Source organism: Bacillus sp. LL01 (assembly GCF_001037965.1).
The window spans coordinates 51,827-73,730 of record NZ_LFEL01000002.1 but is presented as its reverse complement, the minus strand read 5'-3'; the positions used below and the strand labels follow the sequence as shown (position 1 = coordinate 73,730).

The following is a 21,904-nucleotide window of genomic DNA, read 5'->3' as shown; positions in this document are numbered from 1 at the left end:
TCCTCATAGACTATGAATAAAAATGTATAGGAGATGGTGGTCATCTTGCAACGGAAGATGCTTGTTCAGGGAACCGCGAAAAAGGAAGTGCAGCCGGATATCGCGTATCTTCAATTGGGAGTGGTAACCACCAATCCCGATGTACAACGTGCACAAGAAGAAAATAGATTGATAGCGAACAGAATGATTCAGGCCCTTATGGCAACAGGTATTCCTCAAGCAGACATTGAAACATCCTCTTATACTTCTTTCCCGCGTTATGAAACAGATCCGTCAGGAAAGTCAATCCTCACCGGATATGAAATCCGCCATATTTTTCGGATAACCGTCAGAGATATTACCAAAGCGGGAGCTATAGTTGATGTCGCTTTTAAAATGGTGCAAATGTTTCTGAAAGTGTCTCATTTGAAGTTTCCAACTATAACGAGATCTACCGGCATGTCCTTCAACTAGCTGTTGTGGACGGGGCAAAAAAGGCACAGGCAATGGCTGTAACTCTACAAGTATGCCTTGCTCCCGTGCCAATCAAGGTGGAGGAGGTTACCCAGCAGGTCTTTGCAGGGCCACGCTATGCATCCTTTGCCGTGCAGGAAAAAGCAAGCACACCCATCGAGCCCCAAGAAATTACCATTACCGCGTCCGTTAATCTTGAGTATATTTACTAAAGGCTGTTTTCGTAAACTTTGTTGCTATTTCGTATTTTTATAACAACCGTAATAATTGTTACTGTCGTGCTCTTTTCTTGGTTATTCGGAAAAACTGCATGATATTTTGAAAGTGGATAAACGGTAAAAGTCCAAATGCCGACTATTTACTAGTAAAAAGTCCAAATGCCGACTATTTACTAGTAAAAAGTCCAAATGCCGACTTTTTACTAGTAAATAGCAACAATCTTTTAGAAAAGAGCTTTACTAAAAAACAGACCGTTTCGTCTTCCATATTGGAAGCAGGCGGTCTGTTTTTTACACACTAAAGTACAATTATGAAAATTATCGAAAAATGCAGCATAATTCTTCGGAAAGCAAGTTGTCAACTTCCTTCTGGTTCAACGAATAGTAGCTCCACGTTCCCCGTGTTTCTTTGACGATGATTTCTGCATCTAACAAAATCTTCAGGTGGTAGGACAGTTTGGATTGGGGCATCCCGACCAGCGGAACCATATCACACACACACATCGCTCCTTGCTGACATAGGATGTTCATAATGTGTAGGCGCTTCTTATCTGCAACCGCTTTGTATTTTGCTTCATATTTCTCAAACATCTTTTCCAAGGACACATCTTGTAGAGGGATTTCTTTTTTCAACTAGTTTCACCTCTAGTACTCTCTGAATTTAAGTTTATTATATGCGATAGGTCAGAAGGACTCAACCAAACTGAGTTCGCATTCTGCAAAAAGGGGGGGAATTCCATGATTGATTGGTCAGCTTTGATTCCTATTTTTATATTATTCTCTGTGTATTTTCTCTTTGCAGTAGTATTATTAAGAAATAAGCAATAACCAAAGGAGGAAATGGGAGTGGAACTAAAAGACACACTAATAGACTTGCTAGGAATCGAGATTGTGGAGCTTTCTGAGGAAAGGGCGGTAGCCACGATGCCTGTGGATAAGCGGACACATCAACCATTCGGTTTACTTCATGGGGGAGCGTCAGTTGCGTTGGCAGAGACGATTGCAAGCATCGGCACCTTCAATCTGATTGATAAGGAAACAGAAATCTGTGTAGGATTAGAGATAAATGCCAATCATCTTAAAGGAAAGAAGGACGGGGTAGTGACGGCAATAGGAATTCCGTTGCACCGCGGAAAATCGACGATGGTCTGGGATATAAAGATTGAGGATGAGGATCAAGCGTTGATTTGTATTTCTCGTTGTACGATGGCCATTTTGAAGAAAAGGTAATGGGGTTAGAAGAATGGGACGGGGGGAATAGGAAGTAAGCGTAAAAAGGGCACATCCAGCTGTTGATACTGAGCGTGCCTTAGCTATTTAGCTTTCCTGCTTCCTTCGTATTACGAAGGAAGCGTCAGAACCGTCCCCTTATTTGCTCAAGTGCTTTAACCCCTCACGTCGACTAAGTGGTGCCAAATCTTCGGTAGACTTAATGAACCCCAACACATCATCTGGAGCGCTTTTTGAATATTCCCTTAACGCCCAGCCAATCGCCTTCTGAATAAAAAACTCCTTAAATCCTTTTGTCGCCTCTATATAGGAAAACAACTTCTCGGCATCTGTCTTTTCTTTGTACTTCAATTGAAAAAGAATAGCCGATCTCTGCAGCCAGAAATTCTCCGATTCTATCCATCTGTCGGGAAAATCCCTAATTGCCTCCTTCTCACTCAGCAAGACCGCCCCAACATGATGAGGTGCTATATGATCCACCGTATCCCACCATGAATTTGTGACAATCAGTTTTTCGAAAAATGGGAGCCACTCAGCGTCCAGCTTTTTGATATGAACGTCGATCATCGCAAGGGCGGCATAGTGGAATTCACGTTCAGGTTGTGCATATAAAAATGTTACCAATGGCTGGATCCATTCAGGTTCCGGTTTACCAAAATCCAGGAAAAACCCTTTTAACAATGCTTTTCGTTCTGGAGACTTTATCCCCAAAAACGGAAAGTGATTGCGCATATAATTTTCCATCGGCTCTCTGTTGGATGCAACGCCATTCGAGCGGAACAAATCAACTAACTCTTTTTGGTACAACTCCAAAGTGATGGATGACATAAAAAACCTCCCATATTTCCTGTCCTTTTAATAGTAGAATACAGGAAAATGGGAGGCGATGGTAGATTGCCCTTTTAAGATTCTGCCGTTTTCTTCGCACTTTCAGAATGAAGAATACTGTAGAGGAGCATGACTCCTGAGCAGAGAAAGATAAAGCTGGTGAAATAAAACACGGTAGAGATTCCGTAGAATCCAGCAATGAATCCCCCCATGACCGGGCCGATGACATTCCCTAAGAATCTGAAACTGACGTTATATCCGAGTACTTCCCCTTGCATGGACAGCGGAGCAACATTACGAATGTATGCGGTCATACATGGAATCAATCCGCCCACAACCATTCCGAATAGGAACCGAAACAAAACAAGCTGCCAGAGCGAGGTGGCAAGGGCCTGTGGAATGAAGAGTATGGAGCTTGCCAGCATCAGAATGACAATAACCTTATCGTGGCCGATGTTATCCCCAAGTTTTCCCCAGTTTCGTGACGCCAAAAGATTTCCAAAGCCTGTGGCAGAAAAGGCAAACCCTGCAAGCAAGGCGATATTTGTTGCGGTGCCACCAGTTAACTCATTGACATATAAAGCAAGTAGCGGCTGGATGCTGAAATTGGCGGCTTGGATGAACATGGATAAGAACATAATTTTCAGCAATAGCGGCTTTTGAATGATATATTGCAGTACTTCTTTTCGGGAGTACTTTTTTTCTTTCTTATCAGATGAACTTTTTTTCTTTTCCTTAATGCCGAATGCCACTAAGATTACTGCCAAATAGATAAGTGCAGATGTAAGGAAAAATGTGTAGGCAAAGCCGAATGAGTCCGCAAGCATCCCGCCAATTAATGGACCAAGGAGCCCTCCTGAAACCGTACCAGTCTGTAGGGTTCCGAGTGTCTTACCTGCAATCTCCTTCTGTGCCTGAGAGGAAATTAAAGCCATGGAGGTCGGAATGAAACCAGTTGCCAATCCCATAACCATTCGCAGAATAAAAAGTCCATGAACAGAATCCACTACACTCATTAAGAGGATGCTTGTTGCAATACCTGAACCTGTTAATAACAGAATCGGCTTATAGCCGTATTTATCCCCAATTCGTCCCCAGATCGGTGAAACGAAGAACGCCGTAAGAAAGGTAATTCCGAAAATGAATCCAGACCAGCGCTGTACATAGGAATCTGAGTAATTCCCGAACGTTTCGATGAATAAAGATAAGAAAGGGAGAATCATGGTAGCACTAGCAGCAACGAAAAAGTTCGCAATCCACATGATGAACAAATTTCGTCCTGATGTTGAAATGATAGTCACCTTCTTTAAAAGTTTCGGATTATAAATATTTCGTATAACTAAATAATAACGTATCATATGAAAAAATCAACAGATCAGGCTGTATTTTTCAAGAATCGAGAAAATTGCGTGCTAAAAGTAATATTTACCATGATATAATATAGTAATAAAATTCTGAAAATTGTAGCATAATGGAGGGAGGGGAACTATGAAGCATACTCCTATACATTTATTTATCGACTTTGAATTTACCATGCCTGAGAACAGGAATTACCCGAAAAGCTTTTTTCCTGAAATCATCGAAGCGGGGATTGTGGTGGTGGAAAAGGATAAAATAATCGAACAATATTCGAACTATATTCGTCCCATGGCATTTCCGATACTCACAAATAGATGCAAATCCTTCTTGCACATCAGTCAAAGGGATGTTCAGGAAGGGGCCAGTTTTATGGAACTGATTGAGGTATTGAACTCCTTCAGGGCAAATGAAAGGGGAACGGTGGTCACGTGGGGGAATATGGACATGAAGGTTCTTATGAATAATTGCAAGTATCATGGCGTGGCATTTCCATTGTCTTGTAAGCATGTAGACCTGTCCATGGAGTATAAAAAATTCTTCGGCGACCAAAATCAGACTGGGTTGTGGAAGGCGGTACAGGAATATGGTAAGGAAGGGACCGGAAAGCATCATCGCGCATTGGATGATGCTCTTACGACCTACAACATTTTCCGTCTGGTGGAAAAGGACAAAAGTTATCTGGCGAAACCAGAACCCACTACCATTGGAGATCGTATCGACCTCTCCAAAATATTGAACAAATTTGCATTATAAAAAGCCAAATCCCTTCTTATGGAGATTTGGCTTTTTAATTAGGCTCTTTTCTCAAAGATTGTTGCTATTCACTAGTAAAAAGTCGGCCATTGGACTTTTTACCAAGAAAAATCGGCCTTTGGATTTTTTACCAAGAAAAAGTCGGCCTTTGGATTTTGTAGTTCACACTGTGTACCCAGGAAAAGAGCACGACAGTAAAGAATATAACGGTTAGTTGATAAATACGAAAAAAAGCAACAAAGTTTACGAAAACAGCCTTTAATTATCATGATAGCTTATAATCTTTTTCCAATACCGAAAAGTTTTCCAAGCTTTTTTTCGCCCAAAGGGAGTTGTCATCCTTCAAAGCCTCGGTGGCTGTATCAAGGGCCATTCTCAAAGAGTCTTTATAGTCCAGAACTTCTCCCACATAGGGTTTTACCATGTTTTTCGGAATATTTGTCTGTTCATGGAATGCCAAGGAACGGCGCTCATGAAAGAGTGGAACATCTACTTCTTTCGGTGCATGAAGGTCCCCTTGCTGTGGGTGCTTCAATACTGCCTTGACTTTGACCAAGTAATGCATCGGGCGGACATCTGTCACTTCCCCAATATATTTCCCCGTCTTATAAATCCCGGTTACGATGGCTCCTACCTTAATTTCCTCCATCATAAGACCCCTTTCTTAATCAATTGATGATTTTTTTTGTTATATTTAGTAATATCTTGTTAAAGTTAAAAAAAGTGGAGTGTGAAACTATTGAAAAAAATGATGGTATTGATGATTGCGTTACTCCTTATTGTAGCAGGTTGTGGGTCAAGTACAAATGATAAAAATGCGAGCGGTGGCAATAATTCCGGCAATGAACAACAATCAAATGAAAACAATGCTGATCAGGGTAATGAAGATGCAGAAGAAGTGGAGGTTGGGGAGTTCCAACAGTTCACGAACACAAGCGAAACAATCCGGACAGTGGAAATCGAGACGAGTAAAGGGAAAATCGTTGTGAACCTTTACCCGGATGCTGCACCAAAGGCGGTAGAGAATTTTGTTACGCATGCAGAGGACGGCTATTATGATGGACTGATCTTTCACCGTGTCATCGAAGACTTCATGATTCAGGGAGGTGACCCGGAAGGTACAGGTAGAGGGGGAGAAAGCATCTGGGGAGAAGCGTTTGAAGACGAATTCAGTCGTGAAATGCTTCATTTCAGAGGTGCCCTTTCCATGGCGAACTCTGGAGCTAATACGAATGGAAGCCAATTCTTTATTGTTCATGCAAATGAAGTTGCAGAGGCGACAATGGAATCGATGATAAAAGCGGGATACCCTGAGGAAGTCGTGAATTTGTATGAAGAGAATGGCGGAACACCTTCTCTGGACTTCAGACATACTGTATTCGGACAAGTGGTGGAAGGTATGGATGTAGTGGATGCAATTGCTTCAGTAGAGACAGGAGAAGCGGACAAACCGACGGAAGATGTCGTTATTGAAAAAATGACCGTAGTAAAATAAGGAAACGCACGCAAGGATTGGTCTGTCACATGAACTTTTGTTATACTGGATAGGTTCATAACATGCGAAAGGTCGTGTGGAAACGATGCTTACATCTTTTATGCTACAACTATTCTTGTATTTTCCAGAAGATAAATCAGAATATATTCCAGCTGGTATTACATTTGCGATTTTCTTCATAGCAGCCATATTCGTTTTTCGATATATATTAAAAGTATCTAAAAGAGAAAGCCAGAAGGCAAAGGCTCTCGAAGAACAGCTAAGAAGAGACAAGGTAATTGAAGACTGAATTTAAATTTAAGGCTTGTTTGCCAATATTGGCAAACAAGCCTTTTTGTTTTGGTTACGAAGCGAAAAATAACATATTCCCTCCCAATTTCGGAAAAACTTAAGAAAAATGATTATATGGAGGAATACAAGTACATGCGATTTTCCAAAACAATATCTTTTATGAGCATCTTTACCTGTCTTTTGCTGTCTGGGTGCCTTGAGAAGGAAATAACCGGTCTTGATGTGGAAATATTTAATGCAACAGGCGATAGCCTCGGGGTAGCGAAAGTCTCCGAAGAACCTGAAGGTGTCATGGTTAAATTGAATCTAGAAGGGCTCCCGCCTGGCGAACATGGGGTACATATCCACGAAAAAGGAGTTTGTGATGCACCGGACTTCAAGAGCGCCGGTAATCATTTTAATCCTGATGACAAGCAGCATGGGCTGATGCACCCTGAAGGACCCCATGTCGGGGATTTGCCAAATATAATTGTAGAGGATGATGGGACTGTAATAGCGGAATTGCTAGCTCCTCAAGCAACCCTGGAAGATGGGAAGACGTCCCTGTTCGGGAAAGACGGGACGGCAATAATTATTACAGATAGCGTGGATGACGGAATGACACAGCCTGCCGGAGACTCAGGTGAGAGAATTGCTTGCGGAGCCATAACGAAAGAAGTAGCAGAAAAAGGGAAAGTGGTGGAGGAGCCAGTTGATGAGGAAGAAAAGGAATAGGTTACGCTAAGGAGGGGCTGTCCAACTGGATGTTGGACAGCCTATTTTTTTGTAACTTTCAAAAAAATATTTTGTATTATTATAGAAATATTCGTAATCGTATTGACATAGTTCGTACTTTTAAGATAATTTTAAATTTATAGATAAATAAGGGGGTTGCATCTTTGGAGATACTATTAATACGACATGGCCAGTCTGAAGCGGATATCCTCCATGTTCATGAGGGGAGAGCGGACTATCCCTTAACAGACCTTGGAAGGGAACAGGCGAAAAGGTTGGCATGTCGATTAAACGAACATTGTCCTCCGGATATTATCTGGACGAGTACATTAAGAAGAGCGTCCGAAACGGCAACAATATTAGCGGATGAGGTTGGGTGCATGCTAATAAAGGAGCCAAATTTGATGGAATTCAATAATGGTGTATTGGCCGGTCTTCCAAGGGAAGTGGCAGCGACAAAGTATCCTTTGCCACCAGGCGGAAGAAAACCGCATGAAAGAATTCAAAACGGAGAATCAGAAATTGAATTCCGGATGCGGGTGGAGATGGCTTTGTCCAAGATCTTAGCGGAAAGTTCAGCAGTTGTCCGCATCGCCATTGTATCGCACGGAGGGACTATTTCCAATCTGTTACGGGCCATTTTGCAGTTGCCTGTTTCTACGAATGTGAGGTTTTCTACTGGAGATACAGGCATGCATATACTTAGGAAAAATGACGATGTGCTACAGATTATCTCTTTAAATGATACTGAGCACTTAAATAATCAATAAACGGGCTATGCAAGAGGTGTGTGCATAACCCTTTTTTTTTTAGTAAGTCTTCGCAATCTATTCTTTTATAGAAGGGCTCTCTTCAAACGCTCTAGTCCCTCCTGTAAGGTTGTTCTTGTACAAGCTACATTCATCCGGATAAAACCATCTGATTCTGTCCCGAACTTCTTCCCGGAGTCGAGGGCAAGCTTCCCTTTATGAAGGAGCAGACGTGTCAATTCCTCATCCTCCAATTCCAGTTTCCTGCAATCAATCCAAAGTAGGTAGGTTCCTTCGGGTTTTACGGCTTTGACTTCTGGAATTTCTTTTTGGATGAAAGAAACGGCGATATTCATGTTTTCCTCTATATAGTCCATCACTTCTTCCAACCATTGTGCTCCATGGCGATAAGCAGCTTCCATGGCTATAATGCCAAAAATATTCAAAGTGAAGTGGCCCTGCTTTTTCATGAAAAACTCCATTTTTTCGCGCATTGTTTGATTGGGGGTTACCATGATGGCTGCCTGTAACCCTGCGATATTAAAGGTTTTGGTTGGAGCAATACATGTGACAGTCTGTAAGGCGATGTCCTCAGAAATCGAGGCTAAAGGAGTGTAGGTGTGCCCTTTGAAAACCAAGTCGGCATGTATTTCATCGGCAACTACAATCAGATTGTGTTTTACACAGATTTCGCCAAGCTGCTTTAGCTCTTCATGGGTCCAAACCGTTCCACCAGGGTTATGCGGGTTGCACAAAAGCAGCATCTTCACCGTCCCATCAAGTTGGGCCTCAAAGTTTTCTAGATCCATGTGGTAGCGGCCATCTTTATAATTCATTGGGCTTGTGAGCACTTGGCGTTCATTATGACTGATCATGTCATAAAAGGGATAATAAACAGGGGAAAAGAGGATGATCTTGTCCCCTGGGTCGGAAAAGGCTTGAATGGTAGCGCTAAGTGCCGGTACCACCCCTGAAATATAGGTGAACCATTCGTTGTTCAAGTGCCATCCATAACGTCTCAAAAACCAGCTTTTTATTGCTTCATCGACGGAGGTTGAAATGGAGGTATAGCCGAAGATTCCGTGTTTGGCCTTTTCTATTATAGCTTGAGTAACTTCAAGTGGCGCCTGAAAGTCCATATCCGCTACCCACATCGGTAAAACATCCCCTCTACCGAACACGCGAATTGTTTCATCCCATTTGACACTCGATGTATTTTTCCTGTTTATGTATTCATCGAAATTATATGGTTTCATACGTAAACTCTCCTTCGACAGTATTAATATCCATTGCTAAACAATTTTGCGTAAACAAGGTATAATATGCAGTAATAGTTCTCGAAAGCAAGGTGAATCTACAATGATAAAAGCAAGTGTGAATGTCAGGTTGATGGAGAACCTATTGCAGTGGGACCCACTAGGTTATGGTGTTGATGCCTATGATACGGAATGTGTCGATGTCGTGCAAGCGGTACATGAACTTGATGATATAAATAAGTTGGCGAAAAAGATCCAGGAGATATATGAGTTTTCCTTTGAGGAATTCATCCCTCTTTCCAAATGTAAAGAAAAATCCCTGGAGCTTATGGTAATAAAAAACGAAGAGGATTCTTGCTCTATATAATAAGCCTCTTTGACAGAAATGTCATGAAAGAAAGCTCCAAAACAAAAAGGAGAAAAGCTGACGCGAGCTTTTCTCTTTTTTTATGGAGAGGTCTGGAGAAAGTCGAGAATGTTTTCATGCACATGTTGTGGCTTTTCCTCTGGTAAAAGGTGTCCTGTCTGCTTATAGGTAATCAACTTTGAGTTTGGCAAATCCTTATGTAGGCGCCTCCCGATTTCGACTGGTACGACTTTATCCTCTTCTCCCCAAATCAAAAGACTCGGTGTATCAATCTTTCTTAATATCTCCGCTGCCAAGTCGCCTTCTCGATCTCTGATCATTCTTGTTAACGCAACAAATATCTGATCATCATAAAAGGGTTCTGTATAACCAGCTATCATTTCATCATCAATCAAGGAATGGTCATAAACTACATTTAATAAATTCTGGATAGCGCCCTGTCTGGCAAGCCAATATTTTAACCATAGGTAGAAGTAGGGAATCCGAGATGAATAAATAATCGATCGTTGCATTCTTTTCAAATAGCCTGAACTGCACAGCAGTACTACTTTTTCTACAAGCTCTGGTTTTTGGTGGCTGATATTCAAGGAAATCTGTCCTCCCATCGAATGGCCTATCAGGACAGTGCGATTAATACCAAGTTTTTCTAACAGGGCAATCACCACTTTTGCCATATTTTCATAAGAGTAGACGAAGTTCTTGGACTTTTCGCTTTTTCCAAAAGGGGGAAGGTCAATGGCCAAAACAGTATATTCCTTCGTAAGCAAAGGAATTAGCCGGCGAAAGCTGAAAGAGGATGAAAGAAATCCGTGAATCAGCACAAGGGTCGGTTTATGGGTTAAAGGAGAATTAGAGTCATGATGAAATTCATAAAAGACGTTGATTCCAGCAATGTTGGCAGTGAACTGATTTGTTTTCATCCCGGATCCTCCTCGGTTGAATTGTTATAGGTATTTTATCCTCTCTCTGCCATTTCAAACCTGTGTATTTTTTATAGTGTGTTCTGTAAAATAATCGTAATACAACTTGGTGGAATTTTTGCTATAATGAGTCAATGTTTAAATTGAAGGAGTTGGCATAGCATATGCAATTAACAGAAAAGGAATTGGACTTGCTACAAATTATTGAAGAGAACGGAAGAATGGAGATAGATGTTATATCAAAAATGGTGGAATTGTCAGGGCCGGAAACGGAAGAGATTTTACAGCGACTTGAGGAGCAGCGAATCATTGTGGAATACGGTGCAGTCATCGATTGGCGCAAGGTCGACAATTTTGAGGGTGTGACGGCCATGATTGATGTTAAAGTGACTCCAAAGCGTGAAGTGGGCTTTGATGAAATAGCAAAGAACATCTATCGATTTCCTGAGGTGAAATCCGTCTACTTAATGTCAGGAGCCTATGACCTTTCCGTAGTAGTGGAAGGTAGATCGCTCTCACAAGTTGCAAACTTTGTTTCGGAAAAACTGTCTACCTTGGACTCTGTCATTTCTACAACTACTCATTTCATTATGAAAAAATACAAGCATGACGGGACCATCTTTGATCAGGGAGAAGATGATCGCCGCATTGTGGTGTCTCCATGAGAAACAGAGTCGCGTATAATGTAGAAAAGCTTCAGCCTTCCGGAATCCGCCGGTTCTTCGACTTGGCAGCGAACATGGAAGGGGTTATTTCCCTAGGTGTGGGAGAACCAGATTTTGTTACATCTTGGGGAGTCAGGGAAGCGTGCATAGCCTCCTTGCATAACGGTCATACCTCCTATACGGCTAACGCGGGCTTGATGGAACTCAGAAAGGAAATCAGCCGATATTTGACACAGCAGTTTGAAGTCGAATACAGTCCTGCAAGTGACATCATTGTGACAGTAGGAGCTAGCCAGGCGCTTGATCTCTCTATCCGGGCTATAGTTGATCCTGGGGATGAAGTGATTGTGATTGAACCGAGCTTCGTATCCTATGCACCTTTAATTGAATTGGTTGGTGGAACGGCAGTAAGAGTTGGGGCAGACGCAGAAAGGGGATTTAGCATCAATTTTGATGAACTGGAAGCGGCGATTACTGCGAGAACAAAAGCGATTCTACTTTGTTTCCCTAATAACCCGACAGGTACCATGCTTACTAGGGATGAACTTGTCCAAGTAAGTCAATTGGTGGAGAAGCATGACCTACTGGTATTGTCGGATGAAATTTACGCAGAACTTTCTTTTGACGAAAAGTTTACCAGTTTCCCTACCCTTCCTAATATGAAGGATAGGACGATTCTGATATCCGGTTTTTCCAAAAGCTTTGCCATGACTGGTTGGCGATTGGGGTTTGTTGCCGGACCGACGGATATTGTCGAGGCGATGCTGAAGGTGCATCAATATGCGATGATGTGTGCCTCAACCATGGCACAGTATGGTGCAATAGAAGCATTGAAAAACGGTAGGCAGGACATCGAAGACATGAAAAAGAGCTATCGCAGACGCAGAAATTATTTTGTTGCTTCATTGAACGAAATAGGACTGCCATGCCATAATCCTGGAGGAGCATTCTATGCTTTCCCATCCGTAAAACTCACTGGTCTCAGCTCACAGGAGTTTGCGGAGAAACTATTGTTGGAGGAGAAGGTGGCAGTGGTACCTGGGGATGTATTTGGAGAAAGTGGTGAGGGGTATATAAGGTGCTCCTATGCTTCATCTCTTGAGCAGTTGCAGGAGGCCATTAAAAGAATGGAGCGGTTTGTGAAGCAATACAGGTGATTTAAAGGTAGATTTTGACACGAAAAAAGAGGACCAAATCCATTATGGATTTGGTCCTAACAAAAGGGGGAATACTAGAAAAAGCCTTGATAGTATAAGTATTCCCAGCTTTATCATTTTTGAAACCTGGTTATTGTAAATTTTTTGCGTTATATTTTTTTTTCGTATAAAACCTGCATTACATTCAGGAAGTCTTCATCGGTATATTCTTTTGCTTTGCGAAGGATCAATTTTGCTCTTTTCACTCCGACTTCTTCAATTAATTGCTCAAGTTCAGGATCTAGTCCGCTGGAATTGGTGGAAGCAGCTGATTCCAGTAACTCGGAAGCAGGTACGTCCAGCACAGTAGAAATTTTCAGGATGGTCTGCATGTCAGGCATTTGAAGACCTGCCTCATATTTTTCAATTGTACCTGTACCAACTCGAATTTTTAAAGCAAGCTCAGAAGCGGTAAATTTTGCACGTTCTCGGTAAAAGCGGATGTTTTCCCCGATTTTTCTCATCCTAATAACCTCCAATGTAAGCATTTTCTTACTTTTATCATACCATGATTAAACACGATAAAGTTTGAACATATTTTTACTTTTTCCGTACAGTCCATCAAACATTTTTTAAAAGTCTGTTTTCGTAAACTTTGTTGCTTTTTCTTATTTATAAACCAACCGTTATATTACCTTTTTAAAAGTCAAGTATCGAAGGTTTAATTTTTGGGTTTTGGGATATTACCTGTAAAAAGCACAAATAATACTTGAGACTTGAGTGTAGAAAAAAGTATTTTTGATTAAGTGGCGGATTTGTGGTATAATTTTTTATTGCGTTCAATGTGTATAAAAATTAAATTATTTAGGAGTGTTTTCATGTCTAATAAATTCGAAATCGGTAGTGTCTTAACAGGAAAAGTTACAGGAATTCAACCATACGGAGCGTTCGTTGCGCTTGACGAAGAAACGCAAGGTCTAGTTCATATTTCCGAAATTACTCACGGTTATGTGAAAGATGTTAACGAACATTTGAAAATGGGCGATGAGGTTCAAGTGAAAGTTCTTTCTGTTGACACAAAGTCCAATAAAATAAGCTTGTCCATCAAAGCAACTCAAGAAGCTCCTGCTGAAGCTCCAGCAGCTGCACAAAGAAAGCCTAAAAAGCGCCAAGCAACTGTTGTGAAAAACCACACAGAAGCGGCTCCAGGCGGTTTCAACACGTTAAAAGACAAGTTAGAAGAGTGGATCGAGCAATCCAACCGTGAAGACTTAATCAAGAAGTAAATTTGATTGAGTGAGAGAGACATCCTGCATAGGGATGTCTTTTTTTTATGTATAATTATTTCGAGTTCCGAATTATCACAATAACCTTTAAAAAAGTCACAATCAAAGACAAAGTAGTTACAATCCCCACGAAATTAGTTACAATCACCTTCCGAAAAGTTACAATCCTCTCACCTGTGCCACAATTTTACTGAAAATATGAAAACCGCCCCTGTAACAGAGGCGGTTTTTTGTCGTTTATCGAGTTGTTCTTGGCTCGATTTCTCTTTCGTGCTGTTCAGATGGCACGAAAAGTAGTCCAAGGTTGATTAGTCCTGCAATTCCTACGAGACCGTAAATGATACGGGAAAGTGCTGCGCTTTGGCCGCCGAATATAGCTGCTACAAGATCAAATTGGAAGAAACCAATCAATCCCCAGTTAATAGCCCCAACAATAGTCAATACTAGTGCAATACGTTGAATTGTGCTCATTACATACCCTCCTTGAGAATATAAGTGCTTCCTCTATATATTTTGTAACATTACAGAAATTATACATTCATAAAAAAATAATCAAGAAGCATTATAGTAGATGGGACTGTCTAGAGCTAATTCTTTGCAAGCATGTAAAAAATAATTCATAATCGATGCAAAAGGGAGGTAATAGGAATGGACAACTTTACATTTTATAATCCAACAAAACTGATTTTTGGAAAAGGACAATTAGAGACATTACCACATGAGATGGAGCAATACGGCAAAAACGTTCTTCTCGTTTATGGTGGAGGAAGTATCAAGGGAAGCGGACTTTATGATGATGTTTTGAATACCTTACATAAAGCGGGCGCGAAAGTAACTGAGCTTGCAGGGGTAGAGCCAAATCCAAGATTATCTACAGTGAGAAAAGGAGTTGAGCTCTGCAGGGAGCATAAGATTGATTTTCTTCTTGCGGTAGGTGGAGGAAGTGTGATCGATTGCACCAAAGCAATCGCTGCAGGTGCCAAATATGATGGCGACGTATGGGATATTGTACTTAGAAAACATATTGCAACGGAAGCATTGCCATTTGGCACAGTATTGACATTGGCTGCAACAGGTTCGGAGATGAACGCAGGTTCTGTTATCACAAACTGGGAAACCCAGGAGAAGTATGGATGGGGCAGTCCGGTGACATTCCCTAAATTCTCGATCCTGGATCCTGTCAACACCTTCACTGTGCCAAAAGATCACACGGTTTATGGGATTGTCGATATGATGTCGCACGTGTTGGAGCAGTACTTCCATCAAACAAGCAACACAGCCCTTCAAGATCGCATGTGTGAGGCTGTATTGACCACTGTGATGGAAACGGCACCTCAGTTGTTGGAAGATCTTGAAAGTTATGAGCACCGCGAAACTATCCTTTACAATGGTACTATCGCACTTAACGGGATGCTACAGATGGGCTATCGTGGCGATTGGGCAACACATGGAATAGAGCATGCTGTTTCAGCGATTTATGACATTCCTCATGCTGGTGGGTTGGCTATTCTATTCCCGAATTGGATGGAGCATGTCTTGGAGGCTAATGTAGGAAGGTTCAAGCAGCTTGCTGTCCGTGTATTCGGTGTGCAGGATAACGGTTCTTCAGACAAGGAGATTGCTCTTGAGGGTATTCGCAGACTTCGCGAGTTCTGGTCCAGCCTTGGAGCACCAACTCGCTTGGCTGATTATGATATTGATGGTAAGAACATTGATAAGATGGCGGAGCATGTCATGTCACGTGGTGCAGTTGGTAATTTCAAGTCGCTTTCTTATGATGATGTTGTGTCAATCTTAAAGGCATCGTTATAATTTTTTAAATAAAGAAAGGCTGTTCCGCACGTGCTTATCGTAAAAGTTTGATAATTGAGTGGATTGGAGCGGAAGGCACTCGACTCCGGCGGGAGGTAGAGGGAAACGGGAGACCCCGCAGGCTTGCCGAGGAGGCTCCCGGCCCTCCCCGCGGAAAGCGAGTGCCTGCAGCGGAAAGGAACGGTCAACCTCTCAAGATAAAAGGCTCTTTTTGTGTACTTTGCTTTTTCTTATTTTTGAACCAACCGTTATATTCCTTACTATCGTGCTCTTTTCCCGGTTATCCGAATAGGTTTTATGCCTACATTAGAGATATGCGGTAAAAAGTCCAATTGCCGACTTTTTACAAGTGAATAGCAACAATCTTTGAGAAAAGAGCTTAATAAAAAAACAGCTGGCGGAATCTTACTCCGTCAGCTGTTTTTCATTTCGCGAACCGTTTCCGGTTTTTCTTTTGTTTTTAAATCATCCTGGACAGATTTCTCCCATAATGGAACATCTGTATAATACGCAGCACGTGTAATAAGATGTCCTGCTACTGGAGCTGTCACGAAGACAAAAATGATTCCAAGAACCAATCTAGCGCTGAAATAGCTATCAGCAATCCAGAAATACATCAATGCTGCAATCAATATGAACAATACACCAAGTGTGGCGCTCTTGGAGGCTGCGTGACTGCGGCAATATACATCCGGGAGTCTGATTAACCCGATGGTCGTTACTAAGCTTAGAAGAGAACCTAGTAGGACGACAACTCCGATAAAAATACTAATTGTCTCTGTCATACTCGATTATCTCTCCTTTTTGCAAAAACTTAGAAAATGCTACTGTACCAACAAAAGCAATGACCCCTATCAATAGAATGACTTCTAGAAAAGCATCGGTTCTCAAAATGATGGAAGTAATCGCAGTAATGCCAATTAAATTGATGCCAATCGAATCGAGTGCCATGACTCTGTCAGGTACAGAGGGACCTTTAATAACACGATAGACAAGCCCTAGGGTGGAAACGGAAATGATGAATAAACTGATGGTCAGTAAGGCATCGAATGCACTCTCAAACTCCAACATGTTATCTGGTCACCTCCATAATCGCTTTTTCAAAGGTGTTCTTAATTTCAGCCACCGCCTGGTCCGAATCAGGGATGTTCATGGCATGGATATAAAGGATTTTATTATCATCCGAAATATCCATCACCAGTGTTCCTGGTGTCAAGCTGATTAGGAGGGAGAGTAGGGTTATCTCCCATTCACTTTTCAGCTCGGTAGGCATGGCGAAAATTCCTGGTTCGATCGTAAGCTTCGGACGAAGGATGTCACGAATCACTTGGACATTTGCTAAGACCAGCTCCCTTAAGAAAAGGAATAGCAGTTTACCAGCAGCCAGAATCCTTTCAAAGTAGAAGCGTCCGGGGATAAAGCGGCGCATGGTGAAGATAATTACAAGTCCCCAGAAATACCCTACAAAAAAGTCGGCAAAGGCCCATTCGTTCTTCAGAAACATCCAACTGAATGCAATGATTAAGTTTAATAGTATTTGAAAAGCCATGAGAAACTACTCCTTTAAAACTGCTTGGATATAGATGGATGGATCCATCAATGTTTCTGCCGCCTCATATATATACGGATATACGAATTCTGCGCCTAAACCAAGAAATGCAGAAATGGCGATTAATACAACACTCGGATATATCAATCCTTTTGTGGAACCTTTTTCATCTTTTTCTGCTAACACTTCTTCTCTAAAGAAGCAATTCATAAATATTTTCATTACAGAGTACAGAACGAGCAAGCTGGAGAAAAGCATGATTCCGACGAAGACATAATGTCCGGTGTCGAGACCACCTTGAACCAATAGGATTTTTCCTACAAATCCACTTAGTGGAGGTATTCCGGCAAGAGCCAGACATGCTGCAAAGAACATCCAACCAAGAAGTGGATGGCGTTTGATCATACCGCCCATTTTCTTGATGTTATCTGTACCTGTGATGGTGAACATGGCACCTGCCAATAGGAACAATGCCCCTTTGATCACCATATCGTGAATAAGATAATAGATTCCACCGGCATAACCGGTCTCTGTAGCAATAGCTACTCCGTATATGATAACTCCAACAGCTGTAACAATATTGTATATTAAGATCTTCTTAACATCCCAGTAAGCTATCGCTCCAATCGCCCCGATCAGGATTGTGATACCAGCAAGTACAGCAATGATCGAATGGGTAATTTGAGGCTCATGATAGAAAATGAGAGTGAATGTACGATAGATGGCATAGATGCCGACTTTGGTCAATAATGCTCCAAATAGGGCTGTAATAGCATAAGGAGGTGCTTGATAGGATCCAGGTAGCCAAAAGTATAACGGGAATATCCCGCCTTTAAGGCCGAATACCACCAGAAACAGGATTGCCACTACAGTTAGAATATCTTGCTGACCTGCTTGAGCAACTTTATTTGAAACGTCTGCCATATTCAATGTCCCGACAAGTCCATATAAATACGCCAATGCCACAACAAAAAGGGCAGAGGAGATAACATTGACCAGTACATACTTCAAGGATTCACGCAATTGTACTTTTGTTCCCCCAATGACAATCAGAACGTAAGAAGCCATCAGGAAAACCTCAAAGAACACAAATAGGTTGAACAGGTCGCCTGTCAAAAAGGCTCCCATCACACCTGCAATAAGAAACTGGGTAAAGCCATAGTAGTAAAAACTCTCCCGTTCTCGTCCAATGGAGCGGAATGCAAATAGTACACATGTAAAACTGACAATTACTCCGGTAAGTACGAGTAGGCTTGAGAACATATCCGCTACAAGAACAATACCGAATGGAGGTCGCCAACTCCCAACCTCCAATGTCTGTATCCCATCTGTATAAACCATCTGGGCGAGTACAGCCGCGGCAATAGTAGTAAGCGTTAAACTGATGACACTAATCACTTTTTGAAGCTTTATCTTTTTTGGTATCAATAACAAAAGTGTCGCTGTAATTAAAGGGATCAGTATCGGTAATATAACTAGGTTATTCATGATTTTCATTTCCCCTTAATTTATCCATATCGTCTGTCTTCAGCTCCTGGTAAGCTCTGTATGCAAGAACCAGGAAGAAGGAAGTCACCCCGAAGCTGATAACAATCGCTGTTAAAATCAGTGCCTGGGGAAGGGGGTCTGTGTAAGCTTCCGCTTCTTGACCAAGCAGCGGGGCAGCCCCCCTTTTCAATCCGCCCATCGTCAGAAGCAACATATGGGCACCGTGGGCCAGAAGACCAGTACCAACAATAATTCGTAAAATGCTTTTAGATAAGATTAAGTAGGTAGCGGTGGCAATAAGCACACCTGCTACTACTGTCATAATTATTTCCATTATTCACTCTCTCCTATCGTTTGAATAATGGTCATCGCAATACCGACAACAACTAGATATACACCTAAATCAAAAATTAATGTGGAAGCAAGGGCTGTTTCTCCAAGTATTGGAAGTTCCACATAATCAAATGTATGTGTCAAATATGGAACATCGAAAAATAATGCCCCGACACCAGTTAGGATGGAAATCATCAATCCCGCAGCCGCTACCGTCAAAAAATTGAACGGAAAGATGGTATTGATTGTTTTTATATCAAACGCAAGTAATAACAATACAAGGGCTGCAGAAGTCATCAAACCTCCTATGAAACCTCCACCTGGCGTATAATGCCCGGCAAAAAAGAGGTAAATGGAGAAGATGATGATGATAAAAGATAAAAGGGTGGTAACAGTCTGTAAAATTAAATCATTAACTTTCACCTTTTACCCCTCCCTTCTTATCGGTTAGACGCAGCTTGATCATTGCATAAATTCCAAATGCTGCAATGGTAAGTACGGCAATTTCGAAAAGGGTATCCAATCCACGGAAGTCGACGAGAATAACGTTAACCATATTCTTACCGCCAGCTTCCTCATAAGATGCAGCTTCAAAATAGCTTGAAATGGACTCGAACAGTCGTGTGCTGTTTACTGACAGTCCGATAAAAATGACTATCAGTCCGACACCCACCGAGATGACGAAATTCGTCAATCGGAAACGTAATTTGCTAATTTCCTTCGACAGCTCCGGCAGGTGATAGAAGCATAATAGGAATAATGCCACTGAGACAGTTTCCACAATCAATTGCGTAAGGGCAAGATCTGGAGCTCTGAACAGGACAAAGAACAATGACATGGCATATCCTACTACACCAAGGGAAATAATGGCCGTAAGCCTTGATTTTGTGAAAAGAATGGTCAAGGCCGAAATGACCATCACCAATGCAAGGACGACCTCATAGACCCCTACAGGAGCCACATTTGTCAAATTCACATGGAATGCATCAGTTGAGAACAATACAACCCCTAACAGTACAATCATGAAAGCGAAAATCATGACAAGGTAGTCGCGGATAAAGCCTGTCATATGTGATTTGGTAAAAGCGGAAGAACCGCGATCCAATGCTACCAATCCACCATCATATAATTTGTTGAGGGTAAGTCTCTGTGGGAACCATTCATAGAGTTTGCCCCACTTTGCCAAGGTCAGATAAAGAAGAACCCCAACAAGGATGACACCCATTGTCATAAATAGTTCCGTGTTAAACCCATGCCAATGATAAATATCCACTTCCACCGATACTACATCAGAAGGAAGGATGGAGTATAAGGCGGGTTCTATAACGCCTCTTAACACCATTGGGAAGAAACCGAATATAACAACCAAAGAAGCGAGAATGATTGGAGAGATAAGCATTCCAATCGGTGCTTCATGGGGTTTTTTGTCAAGTTTTTCAGGTTGATACTTCCCTGTGAAAGTTTTGAAAACAAGTACCATACTATAGATGAATGTGAACACACTCGCGACCCAAGCAATAACCGGGAAAATCATACCGAGCGTTTCCATATTCCAGGCGCTGATTTCTGTCGCCTGCAACATTCCGGTAAAAAACATTTCTTTACTTAGGAATCCGTTGAAAGGTGGTAAACCGGCCATGGAAAAAGTTCCAATGATAGCAAGGGTAAAGGTAATCGGCATCAGGTTCATCAAACCACCGAGTTTCCTGATGTCCCGTGTACCTGTTTCATGATCGACGATTCCGGCAACCATGAACAGACTTCCTTTAAATGTTGCATGGTTAATTAAATGGAATACTGCAGCAAGTGTAGCTATTGTATAGGCATTTTCATCAATGTAGTTATAGTAGGCTGCAGCACTTCCTACACCTAACAATGACATGATCAAACCAAGTTGGCTGACAGTCGAGAATGCCAAGATCGATTTCAGGTCAGTCTGTTTTACCGCAGAGAAAGATCCCCAGAATAAGGTGACTATTCCGAAGCCGGATACAAGCCAGAACCATTCCGGCGCACCTGCAAAGACAGGACTCATACGTGCAACAAGATAAATACCCGCTTTAACCATTGTTGCGGAGTGCAGGTATGCGCTGACAGGCGTCGGTGCTTCCATTGCATCCGGTAACCAGATGTGAAACGGAAATTGAGCTGATTTTGTGAATGCACCTAGCAAGAACAAAATCAGTGCAGGTACAAAAAACTCGTGACTTGTTACAATATCCACATTCGCAATGGTTTCACGAACACTGAATGTACCAGTAATCAAGTAAAGGAGGATGATACCGGCAAGCATAGCCAATCCACCGAAAACTGTAATCAGCATGGATTTCAGCGCGCCATAACGAGATTTTTCGCGGTGATACCAATAACTGATCAAAAGGAAAGAAGAGATACTTGTCAATTCCCAGAAGGAATACATGACAAGCAGGTTGTCTGATAGCACAACTCCAAGCATTGCTCCCATGAACATGAGTAGATAAACATAGAACGTATTAAGTGCTTCTTTCTCTTTGGAAAGATAATAAATGGAGTACAGGACCACTAAAGCGCCGATTCCTGTAATTAATAAGGCAAAAAGCAGGCCTAACCCGTCCAGATAAACAACAAAATCTATCCCAATGGAAGGAATCCATTTCATTGTGCTTGTGTAAGCTTCCCCGTTCATAGTGGTGCCTAAGTATTGGAGAAAATAAATGAATAAAACGAGTGGCAATATCAGTACAAACCACCCAGTATGTATGCTTTTGAAATACTTATGTGCAAAAGGCACAAGAATCGCCAACAAGAAAGGCGATAGAATCACTAAATGAATCAGTGACAAGACACAAACCTCCTCTGTTTCTTCTATAAATAATAGTCTTCCCTTATAAACATAAGAAAACAACGGCAAATACCACTTTTTTCTAGAGATTTTCACTCTAACTAGTTTGGTACCTGCCTTGTTACATGTCGAAAGGAATAATTATTTGTAAAGAAAAATTACTAAATCAAATTATATACTA

General features: G+C 41.7%; 26 protein-coding genes and 1 pseudogene. 12 read left to right on the top strand and 15 right to left on the bottom strand.

Annotation, left to right across the window (positions count from 1 at the left end):
* Nucleotides 1–33 precede the first annotated feature (33 nt).
* Nucleotides 34–665: pseudogene (locus AB685_RS32480) on the top strand (SIMPL domain-containing protein).
* A 324-nt stretch (nucleotides 666–989) separates the two neighbouring features.
* Here AB685_RS32480 and AB685_RS06885 read toward each other — a convergent pair.
* Nucleotides 990–1,304 carry a winged helix-turn-helix domain-containing protein gene (locus AB685_RS06885; protein WP_082153541.1) on the bottom strand — a complete coding sequence of 105 codons (315 nt, stop codon included), beginning with the start codon at nucleotides 1,302–1,304 and terminating at the stop codon, nucleotides 990–992.
* Between the two features lie 207 nt (nucleotides 1,305–1,511).
* On the opposite strand from AB685_RS06885, the gene AB685_RS06880 reads away from it, so the two are divergent.
* Nucleotides 1,512–1,901, top strand: a complete 390-nt coding sequence (locus AB685_RS06880; protein WP_047969861.1) for a hotdog fold thioesterase — start codon at nucleotides 1,512–1,514, stop codon at nucleotides 1,899–1,901.
* Nucleotides 1,902–2,039: 138 nt separating this feature from the next.
* Here AB685_RS06880 and AB685_RS06875 read toward each other — a convergent pair whose 3' ends face one another.
* Entirely contained in the window at nucleotides 2,040–2,729 is a 690-nt protein-coding gene (locus AB685_RS06875) for a DNA alkylation repair protein (RefSeq protein ID WP_047969860.1), read from the bottom strand.
* 74 nt (nucleotides 2,730–2,803) lie between these two features.
* Entirely contained in the window at nucleotides 2,804–3,991 is a 1,188-nt protein-coding gene (locus tag AB685_RS06870; protein WP_047969859.1) for an MFS transporter, read from the bottom strand.
* Nucleotides 3,992–4,217: 226 nt separating this feature from the next.
* Between AB685_RS06870 and kapD the strand changes: the two genes are divergently transcribed.
* Nucleotides 4,218–4,841, top strand: a complete 624-nt coding sequence (gene kapD / locus AB685_RS06865) for a 3'-5' exonuclease KapD (RefSeq protein ID WP_047969858.1) — start codon at nucleotides 4,218–4,220, stop codon at nucleotides 4,839–4,841.
* A gap of 265 nt (nucleotides 4,842–5,106) precedes the next feature.
* On the opposite strand, the gene AB685_RS06860 is transcribed toward kapD, so the two are convergent.
* Nucleotides 5,107–5,493: a kinase-associated lipoprotein B gene (locus tag AB685_RS06860; protein WP_198530470.1), complete on the bottom strand. Its 387-nt coding sequence runs from the start codon at nucleotides 5,491–5,493 to the stop codon at nucleotides 5,107–5,109.
* A 96-nt stretch (nucleotides 5,494–5,589) separates the two neighbouring features.
* Here AB685_RS06860 and AB685_RS06855 point away from each other — a divergent pair, with 96 nt between their 5' ends.
* The 4 genes from AB685_RS06855 to AB685_RS06840 all read left to right on the top strand — a co-directional run bounded on the left by AB685_RS06855 (nucleotide 5,590) and on the right by AB685_RS06840 (nucleotide 8,111).
* Nucleotides 5,590–6,336, top strand: a complete 747-nt coding sequence (locus AB685_RS06855) for a peptidylprolyl isomerase (RefSeq protein WP_082153575.1) — start codon at nucleotides 5,590–5,592, stop codon at nucleotides 6,334–6,336.
* Nucleotides 6,337–6,421: 85 nt separating this feature from the next.
* Nucleotides 6,422–6,625, top strand: coding sequence for a hypothetical protein (locus AB685_RS06850; RefSeq protein ID WP_047969855.1), 204 nt, complete (start codon nucleotides 6,422–6,424; stop codon nucleotides 6,623–6,625).
* 134 nt (nucleotides 6,626–6,759) lie between these two features.
* Entirely contained in the window at nucleotides 6,760–7,341 is a 582-nt protein-coding gene (locus AB685_RS06845) for a superoxide dismutase family protein (protein WP_047969854.1), read from the top strand.
* A 164-nt stretch (nucleotides 7,342–7,505) separates the two neighbouring features.
* Nucleotides 7,506–8,111 carry a histidine phosphatase family protein gene (locus AB685_RS06840; protein ID WP_047969853.1) on the top strand — a complete coding sequence of 202 codons (606 nt, stop codon included), beginning with the start codon at nucleotides 7,506–7,508 and terminating at the stop codon, nucleotides 8,109–8,111.
* Nucleotides 8,112–8,176: 65 nt separating this feature from the next.
* Here the strand turns inward: AB685_RS06840 and AB685_RS06835 are convergent, their stop codons facing one another.
* Nucleotides 8,177–9,346 carry a MalY/PatB family protein gene (locus AB685_RS06835; protein WP_047969852.1) on the bottom strand — a complete coding sequence of 390 codons (1,170 nt, stop codon included), beginning with the start codon at nucleotides 9,344–9,346 and terminating at the stop codon, nucleotides 8,177–8,179.
* Nucleotides 9,347–9,449: 103 nt separating this feature from the next.
* On the opposite strand from AB685_RS06835, the gene AB685_RS06830 reads away from it, so the two are divergent.
* Nucleotides 9,450–9,713 carry a DUF1871 family protein gene (locus AB685_RS06830; RefSeq protein ID WP_047969851.1) on the top strand — a complete coding sequence of 88 codons (264 nt, stop codon included), beginning with the start codon at nucleotides 9,450–9,452 and terminating at the stop codon, nucleotides 9,711–9,713.
* Between the two features lie 80 nt (nucleotides 9,714–9,793).
* Here AB685_RS06830 and AB685_RS06825 read toward each other — a convergent pair whose 3' ends face one another.
* Nucleotides 9,794–10,633 carry an alpha/beta hydrolase gene (locus tag AB685_RS06825; RefSeq protein ID WP_047969850.1) on the bottom strand — a complete coding sequence of 280 codons (840 nt, stop codon included), beginning with the start codon at nucleotides 10,631–10,633 and terminating at the stop codon, nucleotides 9,794–9,796.
* Nucleotides 10,634–10,797: 164 nt separating this feature from the next.
* On the opposite strand from AB685_RS06825, the gene AB685_RS06820 reads away from it, so the two are divergent.
* Nucleotides 10,798–11,298: an Lrp/AsnC family transcriptional regulator gene (locus AB685_RS06820; RefSeq protein ID WP_047969849.1), complete on the top strand. Its 501-nt coding sequence runs from the start codon at nucleotides 10,798–10,800 to the stop codon at nucleotides 11,296–11,298.
* Complete coding sequence (locus AB685_RS06815) at nucleotides 11,295–12,455, top strand: aminotransferase (RefSeq protein ID WP_047969848.1); 1,161 nt, start codon at nucleotides 11,295–11,297, stop codon at nucleotides 12,453–12,455. Before AB685_RS06820 ends, AB685_RS06815 begins: the two co-directional genes overlap by 4 nt.
* Before the next feature lie 149 nt (nucleotides 12,456–12,604).
* Here the strand turns inward: AB685_RS06815 and AB685_RS06810 are convergent, their stop codons facing one another.
* On the bottom strand, nucleotides 12,605–12,958 hold the full coding sequence (locus tag AB685_RS06810) for a helix-turn-helix transcriptional regulator (protein ID WP_047969847.1): 354 nt from the start codon (nucleotides 12,956–12,958) through the stop codon (nucleotides 12,605–12,607).
* A 354-nt stretch (nucleotides 12,959–13,312) separates the two neighbouring features.
* Between AB685_RS06810 and yugI the strand changes: the two genes are divergently transcribed.
* Complete coding sequence (gene yugI, locus AB685_RS06805) at nucleotides 13,313–13,720, top strand: S1 domain-containing post-transcriptional regulator GSP13 (protein WP_047969846.1); 408 nt, start codon at nucleotides 13,313–13,315, stop codon at nucleotides 13,718–13,720.
* 237 nt (nucleotides 13,721–13,957) lie between these two features.
* On the opposite strand, the gene AB685_RS06800 is transcribed toward yugI, so the two are convergent.
* Nucleotides 13,958–14,191 carry a DUF378 domain-containing protein gene (locus AB685_RS06800; RefSeq protein ID WP_010196416.1) on the bottom strand — a complete coding sequence of 78 codons (234 nt, stop codon included), beginning with the start codon at nucleotides 14,189–14,191 and terminating at the stop codon, nucleotides 13,958–13,960.
* A gap of 177 nt (nucleotides 14,192–14,368) precedes the next feature.
* Here AB685_RS06800 and AB685_RS06795 point away from each other — a divergent pair, with 177 nt between their 5' ends.
* Nucleotides 14,369–15,532, top strand: a complete 1,164-nt coding sequence (locus AB685_RS06795; protein ID WP_047969845.1) for an iron-containing alcohol dehydrogenase — start codon at nucleotides 14,369–14,371, stop codon at nucleotides 15,530–15,532.
* A 413-nt stretch (nucleotides 15,533–15,945) separates the two neighbouring features.
* Here AB685_RS06795 and mnhG read toward each other — a convergent pair whose 3' ends face one another.
* Genes mnhG through AB685_RS06760 form a run of 7 tightly spaced genes read right to left on the bottom strand, consistent with a single transcriptional unit; the run spans nucleotide 15,946 to nucleotide 21,723 of the window.
* The gene (gene mnhG / locus AB685_RS06790) at nucleotides 15,946–16,317 is read right to left on the bottom strand and encodes a monovalent cation/H(+) antiporter subunit G (protein ID WP_047969844.1); all 372 of its coding nucleotides are present in this window, start codon (nucleotides 16,315–16,317) and stop codon (nucleotides 15,946–15,948) included.
* Entirely contained in the window at nucleotides 16,301–16,603 is a 303-nt protein-coding gene (locus AB685_RS06785) for a Na(+)/H(+) antiporter subunit F1 (RefSeq protein WP_047969843.1), read from the bottom strand. Before AB685_RS06785 ends, mnhG begins: the two co-directional genes overlap by 17 nt.
* Before the next feature lies 1 nt (nucleotide 16,604).
* Nucleotides 16,605–17,081, bottom strand: a complete 477-nt coding sequence (locus AB685_RS06780) for a Na+/H+ antiporter subunit E (RefSeq protein WP_047969842.1) — start codon at nucleotides 17,079–17,081, stop codon at nucleotides 16,605–16,607.
* 6 nt (nucleotides 17,082–17,087) lie between these two features.
* Nucleotides 17,088–18,569 carry a Na+/H+ antiporter subunit D gene (locus AB685_RS06775; RefSeq protein ID WP_047969841.1) on the bottom strand — a complete coding sequence of 494 codons (1,482 nt, stop codon included), beginning with the start codon at nucleotides 18,567–18,569 and terminating at the stop codon, nucleotides 17,088–17,090.
* On the bottom strand, nucleotides 18,562–18,903 hold the full coding sequence (locus AB685_RS06770; protein WP_047969840.1) for a Na(+)/H(+) antiporter subunit C: 342 nt from the start codon (nucleotides 18,901–18,903) through the stop codon (nucleotides 18,562–18,564). The genes AB685_RS06775 and AB685_RS06770 overlap by 8 nt, the downstream gene beginning before the upstream one ends.
* Complete coding sequence (locus AB685_RS06765) at nucleotides 18,903–19,325, bottom strand: Na(+)/H(+) antiporter subunit B (RefSeq protein WP_047969839.1); 423 nt, start codon at nucleotides 19,323–19,325, stop codon at nucleotides 18,903–18,905. The genes AB685_RS06770 and AB685_RS06765 overlap by 1 nt, the downstream gene beginning before the upstream one ends.
* A complete protein-coding gene (locus AB685_RS06760; protein ID WP_047969838.1) occupies nucleotides 19,315–21,723 on the bottom strand; it encodes a Na+/H+ antiporter subunit A in 2,409 nt (802 codons plus the stop codon). The genes AB685_RS06765 and AB685_RS06760 overlap by 11 nt, the downstream gene beginning before the upstream one ends.
* Between the last annotated feature and the right edge of the window lie 181 nt (nucleotides 21,724–21,904).